Annotated in this window: 8 protein-coding genes; 4 read left to right on the plus strand and 4 right to left on the minus strand. The window is 31.0% G+C overall.

The window, feature by feature from the left end:
• Nucleotides 1-11 precede the first annotated feature (11 nt).
• Nucleotides 12-335: a helix-turn-helix domain-containing protein gene (locus ABD941_RS04920; protein ID WP_345272916.1), complete on the minus strand. Its 324-nt coding sequence runs from the start codon at nt 333-335 to the stop codon at nt 12-14.
• Nucleotides 336-439: 104 nt separating this feature from the next.
• Here ABD941_RS04920 and ABD941_RS04925 point away from each other — a divergent pair, with 104 nt between their 5' ends.
• Together ABD941_RS04925 and ABD941_RS04930 are read left to right on the plus strand one after the other, a co-directional pair.
• A complete protein-coding gene (locus tag ABD941_RS04925) occupies nt 440-715 on the plus strand; it encodes a hypothetical protein (protein WP_345272917.1) in 276 nt (91 codons plus the stop codon).
• A gap of 8 nt (nt 716-723) precedes the next feature.
• On the plus strand, nt 724-975 hold the full coding sequence (locus ABD941_RS04930) for a hypothetical protein (protein ID WP_345272918.1): 252 nt from the start codon (nt 724-726) through the stop codon (nt 973-975).
• A 198-nt stretch (nt 976-1,173) separates the two neighbouring features.
• Here ABD941_RS04930 and ABD941_RS04935 read toward each other — a convergent pair whose 3' ends face one another.
• Nucleotides 1,174-4,539 carry a T9SS type A sorting domain-containing protein gene (locus ABD941_RS04935; protein ID WP_345272919.1) on the minus strand — a complete coding sequence of 1,122 codons (3,366 nt, stop codon included), beginning with the start codon at nt 4,537-4,539 and terminating at the stop codon, nt 1,174-1,176.
• A gap of 438 nt (nt 4,540-4,977) precedes the next feature.
• On the opposite strand from ABD941_RS04935, the gene ABD941_RS04940 reads away from it, so the two are divergent.
• On the plus strand, nt 4,978-8,031 hold the full coding sequence (locus tag ABD941_RS04940) for a ligand-binding sensor domain-containing protein (RefSeq protein ID WP_345272920.1): 3,054 nt from the start codon (nt 4,978-4,980) through the stop codon (nt 8,029-8,031).
• Between the two features lie 41 nt (nt 8,032-8,072).
• Complete coding sequence (locus tag ABD941_RS04945) at nt 8,073-8,687, plus strand: response regulator (protein WP_345272921.1); 615 nt, start codon at nt 8,073-8,075, stop codon at nt 8,685-8,687.
• A 144-nt stretch (nt 8,688-8,831) separates the two neighbouring features.
• On the opposite strand, the gene ABD941_RS04950 is transcribed toward ABD941_RS04945, so the two are convergent.
• Nucleotides 8,832-11,858: a T9SS type A sorting domain-containing protein gene (locus tag ABD941_RS04950; protein ID WP_345272922.1), complete on the minus strand. Its 3,027-nt coding sequence runs from the start codon at nt 11,856-11,858 to the stop codon at nt 8,832-8,834.
• 74 nt (nt 11,859-11,932) lie between these two features.
• Nucleotides 11,933-13,591, minus strand: coding sequence for a GH35 family beta-galactosidase (locus tag ABD941_RS04955; protein WP_345272923.1), 1,659 nt, complete (start codon nt 13,589-13,591; stop codon nt 11,933-11,935).
• Nucleotides 13,592-13,604: the final 13 nt, after the last annotated feature.

Genomic DNA, 13,604 nt, shown 5'->3' on the forward strand with positions numbered 1-13,604 from the left:
CTAAAAATCAATTACTCCTCTTTTGCTAATTGACTTTTTAAATCATCAAGTAGTATTTCAATTTTATTAATAATCTGTTCGTTATTCAATATGGCTTTATAAGACTCTGAATTCTCCTTAACACTATCGTGTAAATCATCCACATCTCTTAACAGCCAATTAAGATCTGCATTTGGAAATTCTTGTATGATTTTTGTTAAAAACTCTATAGATATTTTTTTACCATTCATATATTGAGAAAGCTGAGAATAATTCATGTCAAACTTTTCAGCTAAATCACTTAACTTATCATACTTAGTCTTTACTAATTGTCTTAGCTTGTCCTCGAATTTCATAATTTAGAACCATTATAAATTTTATAAATAATTAAATTATTTTCATTTTATTTAATTATTTATATATATTTGTGTGTAATTTCACTCAAGCGCAAACCTAAGTTATGACAAATTTAAACAAATTATATACATTATATGATGTCTGCTTACAGAAAGAACAAGAAGTTTTGAAAGACCTCCTTACCAATCACCTTCCAAAGGAGTACACTTTAAAAGTCATAAAAAAACTGGCTGGTAATAATATTAGAACAGATTCACAAACCGTTCGAAACACTAAAGCAGGCATTGGCAAGAATATTATAGTCTTTAATGCCATAATAGAAGTTGCAAAAACATATAAAGATGCTTCTAATAAATTAAAAAGTAATCTACAAAACTAAATCTAACCATGTTCAAAAAAAAATATCGAAGAAAAATTGAAGAGGGTTTTAAAAACATCTTTAAAACTGAAATAGATAAAAACAATAAAAATCACAAACATTTAGGTTTTGATGATTTGGCAATAATAGTTAAAGAACCTATTGTTAAACATCAAATTATTCAGTTAGCAAAACTTTGTGAAGAAGTACCTTTTAACCTAACTCTTAAACCTTCTAAAAATGGAATATTAATTGAGTTTTGGAAAGCCATAAATATTTAGTTTAATATTTATAACAAAAAATAAAAACCCTAAGAGTTTTATTGCAATCATCGGGGGATTAATATCGTGATCTCTCTGGATTGCTAGTGTTGAGTTATCAAACCTAAGCTGCAAATTAAGCAGCTTAGGCGAGATACATGATTGTTATATAGTTAATAAAACCTTGTTGTTATGAGTACTATTATCTGTTATAGTGGATTATTCTTTTAAAAATTTGGTAGGTATTATCTTTCCATCAATTTCAGCGTTCATAATATAGAACCCTGAAGGGTAAGTTGACACATCTATTTGATTATTTGTCAACGCTTCCTTTTTAAACACGCCTTTTCTTTGCCCTAAAATATTATATATTTCAACTTTATTTATACCAATATTCGTTTTTAAATTAATAATGTTTTTAACAGGATTTGGAAATATTACAATTGAATAGATTGAATTTTCTTCATCAATACTTAAACCACCAAACATTGTACAATCCTCAGAATATGTTACAAATGTATCTTCATTCCAAGTAGCATACGAACCCGTTTCTGAATTAGCATTTGTTGCATTGTCAACATTTATACAAGTTAATGAACTATTATTTGTTGCATCAAAAATTGTTAGGATATCATTATTACCATTCTTAGCATTAAGGTTCGTTAATAAATTATTTGAACAATTTAATTCTTCCAAGGTTGTAATTTCGCTGATATCTAAATTTTCAAGAACGTTATTGCTTACATCTAAAACCGATAGCGATGAAAAACTAGTTCTAGCTACTGTTTTGAATTTTGCTTGTTTGTTTGTTACAATAACAGTATTGCTTTCAAACAACACACTTAAATCTGAAATATTATTTCCAGAAAGATTAATTTCTGTAGCACCAGTAAAAGCCTGAAGTCCTTGAATATTTATAATACCTTGACCACTTAAATCTAAAATACCTGTATAAGCAGTAGCCTCATTCAGAGTAATTTCACCATCGCCATTAGTATCTATTGCATTACCATAACTGGACAAAGCAGCAGCTACATTTGTATCAGACGTGTAAACAGTCCAAGTATCTCCACAATTTTCACTAAACGAAATACTTTCATCAATAAAACTGAAAGTTGTACTTAAGTAAGAGGCTGCATTTGCATCATCTACTTCAATACAGCTTAAAGTGGGTAAATTTAAAGCCTCCATATATACCACATTTGCATTATTCCCATTCTTAATGGACATATAAACTAATGGGTTATTTGATAAACCATAGACATTCAGTGCTGTATTTACATCTAAATTTAAACTTTGAATATTATTATCTGAAAACCAGATAGCTTCTAACAACAAATTGTTACTCACATCTAAACTCGATAGATTATTTAGAGCACAACCTAAAACTTTTAATGCTGTATTACTACTTAAATCTAAACTTGTAAATAGATTAGATTCGCACTCTAATTCTTCCAAAGCCAAGTTTTGGGAAACATCTAGGCTTTCTAATTGGTTTCTTTGGCAAAATAAAATTTCTAAATTGGCAAATGCCTCTATACCTTGCAGGCTACTAATATTACTGTCATTAACATTTAGATTGGTAACACCCTCTACTTTGCTTATTAAAGTTAAATTGTTTAGAACTCCATCACCCATACTTGAAGCATCTCCTATAGTTACTACATCTCCATTAGCGTTATGAGTTTCTAAATAATTTTCAAAATTGTTATCAGGTATATAAACTGCACCACAATCTTCGCTAAACACAATACTTTCATCAATAAAACTGAAAGTTGTACTTAAGTAAGAGGCAGCATTTGCATCATCTACTTCAATACAGCTTAAAGTGGGTAAATTTAAAGCCTCCATATATGCCACATTTGCATTATTCCCATTCTTAATGGACATATAAACTAATGGGTTATTTGATAAACCATAGACATTCAGTGCTGTATTTACATCTAAATTTAAACTTTGAATATTATTATCTGAAAACCAGATAGATTCTAACAACAAATTGTTACTCACATCTAAACTCGATAGATTATTTAGAGCACAACCTAAAACTTTTAATGCTGTATTACTACTTAAATCTAAACTTGTAAATAGATTAGATTCGCACTCTAATTCTTCCAAAGCCAAGTTTTGGGAAACATCTAGGCTTTCTAATTGGTTTCTTTGGCAAAATAAAATTTCTAAATTGGCAAATGCCTCTATACCTTGCAGGCTACTAATATTACTGTCATTAACATTTAGATTGGTAACACCCTCTACTTTGCTTATTAAAGTTAAATTGTTTAGAACTCCATCACCCATACTTGAAGCATCTCCTATAGTTACTACATCTCCATTAGCGTTATGAGTTTCTAAATAATTTTCAAAATTACTATCAGGTATTAAAACGGTACCGCAATCTTCACTAAACGTAATACTTTCATCAACAAAACCTGAAATTGTACTTAAATAAGAAGCAGCACTTGCATCATCAACTTGAATACAGGTTAAACTAGGCAAATTCTGAGCCTCTATATATGTCACATTTGCATTGTTTCCATTCTTAATGGACATATTAATTAATGGATTACTTGACAGTCCATAAACTTGAAGTGCGGTATTTGCATCCAAGTTTAAACTTTTAATATTATTTTCTGTAAACCAAATGGCCTCTAACATCAAATTGTTACTTACATCCAAACTTGTTAAATTATTATTGGCACAGCCTAAAACTTTTAATGCTGTATTGTTACTTACATCTAAAGTTGAAAATTGATTAGTTTCGCACTCCAATTCCACTAGTGCCAAATTTTGAGAAAGGTCTAAAGTCTTTAATTGGTTTCTTTGACAAAATAAAACTTCTAAATTGGTAAATGCCTCTATACCTTGCAGATTGGTAATGAAACTATCATTAACATTTAGATCAGTAACATTCTCTACTTTACTTATTAAAGTTAAATTGTTTATAAATCCATCGCCCATACTTGTTGCATCTCCTAATGCTACAACCTCTCCATTGGCATTATGGGTTTCTAAATAATCCTCAAAGAAACTATCGGGAATATGTACGACCTGATTACTAATTAATTTGAAGGTCCAAAATATGCCAGAACCAGCTTCAATAGTAAGTTTCATAACATTGTTGTTATCTGATAAAACTACATCATAGGTTATTGAGGAAGGCACAGTAACGTCGGGCAACTGTCCCTGATTATTAGCTAAAGGAAGTCCTAAATAAGCTCCTATACCATTAATTGTAATTGTGCCAGCTACATCATCATAGCTAAAAGTTGCAGATGTATTCCCATCATGTGGTGCCAAAGGCACTCCACATTGTTCACTAGTAACTTGCCAATCGTCTAACCAAGTTTCTGAGCCTAAATCATTATTAAATGAACCATCAGCATTAAAAACATAGGTATCATCAAAAAAACAAGCTCTCTCAATAAGTGTTTGATTGCTATTCAACCACCATAGGCTAGACCCTGGTTCTGGTCCTACTTTCAAGGATTCTTCCTCTGGAGCTATCCGCCATGTGCCTTCTAACTGAGCATTTAAAGGAAAAGCACAACACAGTATAATAAAAATAATAAAGTAATCTTTTTTCATAATTAGTATCGTATTAATTAATAGGATTGTGAAAATGTTTATAAAAACAGTTGCTTTTGATCTATTCAAAATAATTTAGCTAGGGTTATTTAAAAAAAAAGCGCCTACCTTTTTATAAGTTTTCTTATAATTAAGCAGGCACTAGATTCAATATAATTCTCCCTAAGAACTAGATTAATAGCACTGTAAATCTAATTATTAGACATAAGTTATACAATACCCATTTTTGGGTATATTTAAACACTTTATCATAATATTGAGCACTTTAAAAGAATTTGAGGTGTATTGATTTTATTTCTTGTTAAATCAAAGTCTCTTTTATTTCAAATTACAAACCTTAAATTAGGATTAAAAAAAACATATTCTATTTAAGTATTATTTTGGTAACTTACATGACATAAAACCTGTATATAACTAACCTAACTAGTAAACCATTTAATGAGATATTTCTATTTTTTGTTTTTTTTTCTTATTACAAATGGTTTAAATGCCCAAACAATAAAACCAGTAGACACGCTTAACAGCAACTATTTTGGACAAAAACAAGGCCTTTTACAACTTAACATAAAAGGCATGGCACTTGATGATTTGGGTTATTTATGGGTTGGTACTGAAGATGGTCTACATAAATTCAATGGTTATGAATTCAAAGCCTATTTACATAATCCTAATGATACTACCTCTATAAAAGATGACCATATAAGAAGTTTGCTTTTTACAAAGGACACCCTTTGGGCCGCTACTAATACCAATGGTATTACTAACTTTATTCCATCAAAAAACACATTTTCAAATCTTAGTTTAAATTCTAAAGACGTTAATACAAGTTATAAAGTTTTAAAACTTGGCAAACAACATTTACTTTTTTCCGTAAAAAATAATATCATCATTTATGATAGGCATACTAAAAAAACAAAACTTATTGAACTGCCTATATCAAAAAAAGAAAGCTATGTTACCGATGTTTATCAAAAAGAGGACAACACATATTGGCTTGCTACGACTGCTTCTGGAATATTAGAATTGAATATAAATTCATTTAAAATAAGTAGCACAACTATCTTAAATAATGAAAATATAAAATGTTTTTTTTATGATAACGAACATTTATACATAGGTACAAACAATGGCTTATTTTTATATGATTCTAAAAAGAAATCAATTACAAAAACCACACTAACTACTCCTATAAATTGTTTTTTTAAAATAAATAACAGCACCTTTTATATTGGCACCAATACTGGTTTATACCTATATGATAAAGCAGAATTTAGCATAACCTCTTTGGTCTTAAAAACAAATAAGCTAAATCAAATTATTGACATCAATGAAATTATTGGGGACAAAAAAGGAAATTTATGGTTTGGCACTGATGGTAGTGGGTTGTTTTACCATAATAGCTTTCAAAAAAAGTTTAACACGCTAAAAATAAAACTAAAAGAATATCCATCAATATCCAATATTAGTTCTTTTCGGTTTCTAAAAGGAAAGGATTCTACATTATGGATTGGCAGCAAATATGGTATTCTAAAATATAATCACAATACCAATGCTTTTAAATTATATCACAAAGCAGAGCCAGCATTAATATACACTATAGCTAAAGATCAAAACAACACGATCTGGACAGGTGGCTTTACATCTGGCTTACTAAAGTATGACGAAAAACGAGATGTCTTTAATAAAATATCCAATTCTAAAAACAATCTTCCAGACGAAGATGTTATTGAAATAATCCCTATCGATTCCAACACACTTTGGATATCCACTTGGTCTGGTGGCATGTATACGTTCAACATAAAAAAAGAAACATTTAAACCACTAACTTTTAACAAGCAAATCATTAATCGTGCAAGGATATCATTAAAAGATTCTAAAGGACATATTTGGCTAGGCACAGATGAAGGGGCTTACAAAGTATCTAAAGACCATAGCTTAACAAGATACCATGCTGAAGATATTGATAACAAAAAACTAAGCGGGAATAGAATATTTAGTATAATAGAAGACTTAAATGGTGATATATGGTTTGGAACAAATGTTGGACTAACAAAGTTAAATCTAGAAAACAACCAAACGACCATATACCGTAAACAAGAAGGCTTACCTAATGATTTTATTTATGGAATGCTAATATCCAATAATAATAATAATAATAATAATAATGTTTGGGTAAGTAGCAACTATGGTCTTTCCATGCTTAATACTAAAACCAATAGCTTTAAAAACTACACAACCAATGATGGTTTGCAAAATATTGAGTTTAATGGTAAAGCAGCTTATAAAGACCTAGATGGCAACTTCTATTTTGGTGGTATTAGCGGCATAAATATTTTTAAACCAGAGGATATCGTTGAAAATCCTCATGTTCCTAATACCTATATAGAATCTGTTGAGCTTTTTAATAAACCTATATTAAAAAATGAATTATTTAAAGACACACTTACTTTTAATAGTAATGAAAATGTCATAACATTTAATTTTGCATCGCTAAATTATCTAAATCCTGAAAAGTGTGATTACTCATATAAAATGGAAGGTTTTGATACAGATTGGAGACCTGCAACAAAAAACCGAAGAACAACATACACCAATTTAGATCCTGGCAATTATATTTTTAAAGTGAAAGCAAGTAACGATGTTGGCGTTTGGAATAATATTCCAGATACTTTGAGCATCATTATTATCCCGCCATGGTATCAAACTAATGCATTTAGGTTTTTTGCGGTTTTTTTAATTATTATAATCCCTTTTCTTTATAACATATACAAAACTAAAAAACTAAAAACCGACAAACTCAAGCTAGAGAAAATTATAAAGGAAAGAACCATTGAAATACGAGATAAAAACAAGGCGCTTAAAGATGCTTTTAATCAAGCAGAGAAGCAAAGTAACAACATACAATTCTTAATGCGAGAATTAACCCATCGTGTAAAAAATAATCTTCAAATTATTTCTAGCCTATTAAACATTCAAGCCAACAGTTTAAAAAATGAATCTGCTATTGATGCTATTAAAATGGCAAAAAACAGAATCTTAACAATTTCGCATTTAGAAGACAAAATCTCAATAAAGAAAGATAGCGTTGAATTAGATATATTTATAAAAAGCCTATGTGATAATGTCATAAAAGCATTATCTGATGATGAGCATTTAAAGTTTAAGATTAATTACGATTTAACAAAAACGGCTATTAAGAATTTAAATATTACCATGATAGGTCTTATTTTAAATGAACTCATAACCAATACAACCAAATATGCATTTGATGATTTTAAACCTGAAAATGAACTGAATATAACCAGTAGCATACATAAAAAGAAACTCCGTATCGTTATTTCAGACAACGGAAAAGGATATTCAAAAACAAAAGTTAAACATGATAAATCGTTAGGAATTGAGTTAGTTTCAGAAATGGTTGAACAATTAAACGGCACAATACGTATTAACTCGACAAATGGCACAAGAAATGTAATAGATATTCCACTATAAAAAAGTAAATTGATAAACCACTCTTAACACGCTCTCAATACATGCTAAAAATACTACTAATTGAAGATGAATTCATTATAGCAAAAGACATTAAAACTTTATTAAAAAAAAATAACTATGGATTAATTGATATTGCAAAAAACGATATTTCAGCAACAAAGCTTTTTTCTGAAAACGATTACGATTTAATTATTAGTGATATTAATTTAAACAGTGAAAAAGATGGCATAGAGATTATTTCCGAATTTAGTGAAATAAAAAGCGTGCCTGTAGTTTACTTAACAGCTTATTCCGATTTAGACATCATAAATCGAGCTGAGAAGACCATGCCTTTTGCATATATATTAAAACCTTATAATAACTATCAACTTCTTACTACAATTAATTTAGCACTACTAAATTTTAATAAGTATGATTCTTCAATTGAAGAAAACTCAGAAAACACTATTAAATTAAGCCTCTTAACAGCTAGAGAAAAAGAAATCCTTATTACTTTATCTACAGGAAAAACTAGTAAAGAAACCGCTAATGTGCTTAATATTTCCACTAATACGGTAGAGCAACACAAAAAAAATATAAAAAAGAAACTAGATTTTAAAACTATAGGAGAATTGATAAACTTCACAATGTCTTCCAAATTGTTTAAAATATCTTAATAAAAAAAACTTCCATTTCTGGAAGTTTTTTGCGAACCACATTAACCTAACTTCAAACCAAATATTTAATCTTTTAAAAATTTAATTGAAACACTATAGTAAAATACAAATTTGAATGCAATAAAGTGTTTATTAAAGTAAAATCTATTTTTTAACCAGAAGAACTGTTTGAACTTTATGAACAGACATTAATTTCAAAATATAGACTCCTGAAGCATACTTTGCCAAATCAATTTTCATTTGAGTATTTTTAACTATTCTTTTTTCAGAAGACACAACATTTCCTGAAAAATTCATAATTTTAAGATTAACCTCTTTATCAAGAAAGGAAGGTGGAAATTCAATTGTGAATATTCCCTCTGATGGATTGGGGTAAACAGACACTTTTACTAAACTACTACCCTCAATTTCTTCATCATCAATCGACAAAGTATTCAACTGATTTTCAAGTGTTAAGACATCAATTGCAGCTTTAAAATCTAAATCTGAAAGTATTAAATTTGATATTGTATTATCTTGAACCTGCTCTATCGCCATTGCAATAGCTGCTGTATTTATATCAAATCGTTCCCAATTGGGTGCCCATTTTTCATTTAAACCATCAGGCAATACCTTCATTCTCACATTATCTGGAAAACCTAGTAATGGATGAAAGTAACCTGTTTTTGCATACTCTCTTAATGCAGTCAAGGAAGCATCTGGTAAAAAAGGATATGCTAAAACAGCGCCGTAAGGCGCTGGTGAAATATGAATTACTTCACCTGCATTTGCTGTACCATGAGCCTCAGACCCCTGGTGAGAGATATAGGTGTTATACGACGCAAAACCATTTACATCCACATTTGATAGTGTTCCACATGCTGTTAGCCCAATTAAGGGAAGTCCTATAACATCTAAAGATGTTTTTGCATCAAATTCATATGCTTTTGTACTATTGGCAATAAAAGGATCTATAGTCCCCGTCCAAAGCTGTAACCAATTATAAGTAAATCCAGAACCAAACCAACTCGGGTAAAAACCGTTTTTTTCTATCCTAATAATCTTATCTAAAATAGAAGCCTCTAATTTACCGCTTGCAATCGCTTCAGCATATATCAATTCTGTTTCCTCAGAAAATGCATCTCCCCATTCTCCATCTATAGGGTTTCCTGATGTATCCAATGCTTTTGGTATTCTACCACTTCCTGTTAGTATTTGATCCCATTGCGGTTTATCTAAAAGCCCATCAGCAATAGCAACAAGTGAAGCATCATCACTATATTTTTGTTTTACAACTCTTATTCCTGCGGCACACATGGCCCAGTCAATTATACTTATGTTTTGCCATATTGGAAAGCCATTATTATCCATCCAATGTTGAGGAAACCCTAAAACACCACTCACCCCATTATTTACATTAAGTGCATTCAACCAATTGAGTATAGAACTTATTTTTGTTTTTGCTTCAGCAGGAGATAACATGCCTTCTTTTTCAGCTAATACAAATGCAGCCATTGCCATGCCTAATCCAGAAAGCTGAACGTGGTCTTCCCTACTTGAAATTTCTTGTACGATGCCTCTGTCTTCATCTAACTGGATATAATGCCATATAAAATATCGAAGTGCTGATTCTTTCAACCATTGCAATACATCCTCATCTGCTGTAGGGATTGAAAATGGTGTTACGGTATCATCTAACAAATAAATATCATCTAACAAAAGATCTGAGGTAAAAACATTATTTTCATCTAACAATTGATTGTCTAAATTTACAGTATATTTAATCTGGCGCATATTTACTGCTGCAAATGGAAGTATGTAACTTGACCATTCCGTACCAACAGCAATGGTTTGAGTATGTATTACTATGTCGGTATCATCTCTAACCTCAACATCTAATGATATAGGCCCTCCAACTGATTTTGCTTTAAAACGAATCCCGTTTAAATCACTTAGCTCTGTAGGCAATTCTAATCGGGTTGCTGAATCTAATCCTGAAAATGTAGAAACCACAAGAGAAACTTCTTTATTTGATGTACCTTCATTTGATGATGAAATAGAAATTTCGTCAAAATAACAGGTCTCTGCCACTCCAGATGTAGGCGCTATCCAAAACCAAGTAATTATTTTCCCCGCATGTGCTGACAAATCAATCTGAGCGTCTTCCCATTGCCCTCCACTATATGCCCCATTAAAAGACACATTACCACTTGTAGAACCCTCAAAATAGAGTTGTACTTGATAATTTCCAGCACCATTAGGGTTGTAAAATTTAATATTAAGAATACTTGAATCCGTAACTAAAGCACTCATTGTTCCACTAAGTCCCTTCCATGAACTAGTTGGGTTATTTTCAATGGCATGAGAAGATGTATTTAAAACATCATTAAGCGGGTTTGACACGATACTTGCCCAAGAATTACTTGCAAAATCTAAACTAACACCTGTTGCAGCTTCATCTGTAAATACTTCTAATCCACTGGCCGTTTCAAAATTATTAAAATCTATCCGAAGTGCTTGTTCCCATTCCGTTCTATCCATTGACAAATTAGCATCATATGAGTTTGTTTCTAACTCATATCTAGACATCATTTCTGTAAACCCTAACCTGGCTTGGTCATTGGTTAAAAGTGGAATTCCTATTTCTAAGTTATCAAAAGAGTGGTTTTGTGTAATCGCGTCTTCTGAAATAGGTTCAGATAAGCTTCCATCTACATACAAATTATCAATATATGATTGCGTAATCTGACCAGTACTTGGGTATATTATAAACCAACTCAACGTTTTTCCTATATGTTCAGATAAATCAATAACATGGCTTGCCCATTCCGAAGCATCATAGTTTCCTGTAAAGAAAAATTTATCAGGACTCCCATCAAATGAAAATTGAATTTGATAAATTCCTGACTGAGCAGGATTCAAAAATTGAATGTGAAAAATTCTAGTATTATCAGTTATTTCAACAGAACAATTACCAGTTATCCCTTGCCAAGAAGCACTAGAATTATTAGAAATTACGGTTGCTGAAGAATTTGTTTCATTACTCAACGGATTCGTAACAAGAGAGCTCCATGAATTTTGTCCAACATCAAAAGTTCCTGACTGTGCTGCATCGTCAAATAGTATAACTTGTGCATTCAGATTAAATATACAACAAGCAAAAAGACTAACAATTAAATGTAAATTTTTCATAATTTTATTTTTTTTATAAATCAGGTTTGACTCAATAATATCAGCTAGAAAAGCTTCATTTTCTTCTAGTGTTTTTATCTCTCATAAGTAATCACCCTATAAACACCGGGTGTTATTATTTTTTGTTTTGTTGCTGGTGAATACGCATCAGGCTCGCCTTCTTTTTTGGTTTCTTTAATAATGTCTTCAGTTGTTTCAAAAGTCCTTCCGAATACTCTTAATCTTGAATGATGATACGTTTCATCACCATTCATCAAACGTGTTGCTACCCATTTTTTGTTTTCATAGCGTCCTTCATAGACTTGACCGATGTAACCAACCGTGTCCTTCTTTTCTGAAGAAAAGAAAACAGTAAGGTTCATTCCTATTACAATAAACTCATGTTTAGATTCTTGTATAATGATGCCAAAAGAAGGTTGATTGGGTTTCTCATACACAACTTTTAATTTGTAGTTACCTAAATAAACATCGTTGTATTCTTCATTACCTTCTTGTAAAACGGCTTTCATTTTACCTGTACCTTGGTATTTCTTTATTAAATGCTCAACTTCATGTAACACTTCATATGATTTGGTAAACACAAAATTATCTGCTGCATCTTCAATTCCAAAGGGCGAAAAACATATAGCATCATGCTGACCAAAAGCATAATAGGCCCGACCTACTTTAGCACTCGATTCTGGTACTAAAAGCGGATTATCATCTCTGTGGTACATGGCCACTATTTTTTTGAAGTTTGTCAAATAGATATCTGGTGATTGAATATCAATATCTGGTGCTGCAGCTTTCCAAATGTCCATCACTCTAGAAACGGGTCCTCCGTTTGGGTATACGCCTGGTAAATCTTCTGGCTTTTGTACTATCCAAGCATTGACCATCATAGGTAAATTGTATTTTTCTCTACCTGACTTTGCTACAAAGTTTATATACGTTGCGTATTGCCAAGTTGTAAAAAAGGCTCTGGACTCTGGTGTATCTCCAAACACCTCTTTCCAAGTCCCTTTGGTTTTAAAATTTGATGCTACCCAAGCATCTCTTAGGTAAGGCTTTAAATGGCTTTTGTTTTTCTTTAAATATGCCATCAATTGATTAGGAACAGCTTGTTCATATAATTCTAAGGATATAGGATTATAGTCAATTTGTTGAAACATCCCTACTTCATTTTGAGGCTGCATTAAAATAACGGTTTGGTCTTTGTCATATGATTTTATATGCGCCATTAATTGTCCAAATGCTTTAGCATCTGCTTGTTTTGTTGCCTCACAAAACGGCGATAAGGTTTCTATTTCTTTGCCTGCTTTAGTTTTTACTCTAAAAAAACGTTTGGTATCTTTTTTTACCCAAAGTGGGGCATAACTTGATTCTCCATTTTTCCAACTGGCAAACCATAATAGACATACTTTTAAATCATTCTTTTTCGCATTATCTATAATCGCATCTACCAAGCTATAATCATAAACACCTTCTTCTGGTTCAAATTGTTCCCAAGCTAGGGTTACAAATACAGAATTAAGATTCATAGCTTTTAACTTTGGAAATAACGGCTCCATATATTCTATAGTAGACGCTGATGAGTTATGCACTTCGCCTGCTATCATTAAAAATGGTTTATTATCAACCATTAATTGGGTTGCAGTTCCATTTTTATTAAGATGTGGTATATTGTTTTGAGCGTTAACTTTACTTAAGGTTAAAATCAAAACCGAAAATAATAAGATTGATACTTGCTTCATTTTAATTATTTTA

This window comes from Flaviramulus aquimarinus (assembly GCF_039543205.1).
Taxonomy (GTDB): domain Bacteria; phylum Bacteroidota; class Bacteroidia; order Flavobacteriales; family Flavobacteriaceae; genus Flaviramulus_B; species Flaviramulus_B aquimarinus.

What these genes read in the sequence shown, in the direction of transcription:
- ABD941_RS04950 (WP_345272922.1), bottom strand. Translation starts at nt 11,858, where the DNA reads ATGAAAAATTTACATTTAATTGTTAGTCTTTTTGCTTGTTGTATATTT.
- ABD941_RS04925 (WP_345272917.1), top strand. Translation starts at nt 440, where the DNA reads ATGACAAATTTAAACAAATTATATACATTATATGATGTCTGCTTACAG.
- ABD941_RS04930 (WP_345272918.1), top strand. Translation starts at nt 724, where the DNA reads ATGTTCAAAAAAAAATATCGAAGAAAAATTGAAGAGGGTTTTAAAAAC.
- ABD941_RS04955 (WP_345272923.1), bottom strand. Translation starts at nt 13,591, where the DNA reads ATGAAGCAAGTATCAATCTTATTATTTTCGGTTTTGATTTTAACCTTA.
- ABD941_RS04935 (WP_345272919.1), bottom strand. Translation starts at nt 4,539, where the DNA reads ATGAAAAAAGATTACTTTATTATTTTTATTATACTGTGTTGTGCTTTT.
- ABD941_RS04940 (WP_345272920.1), top strand. Translation starts at nt 4,978, where the DNA reads ATGAGATATTTCTATTTTTTGTTTTTTTTTCTTATTACAAATGGTTTA.
- ABD941_RS04920 (WP_345272916.1), bottom strand. Translation starts at nt 335, where the DNA reads ATGAAATTCGAGGACAAGCTAAGACAATTAGTAAAGACTAAGTATGAT.
- ABD941_RS04945 (WP_345272921.1), top strand. Translation starts at nt 8,073, where the DNA reads ATGCTAAAAATACTACTAATTGAAGATGAATTCATTATAGCAAAAGAC.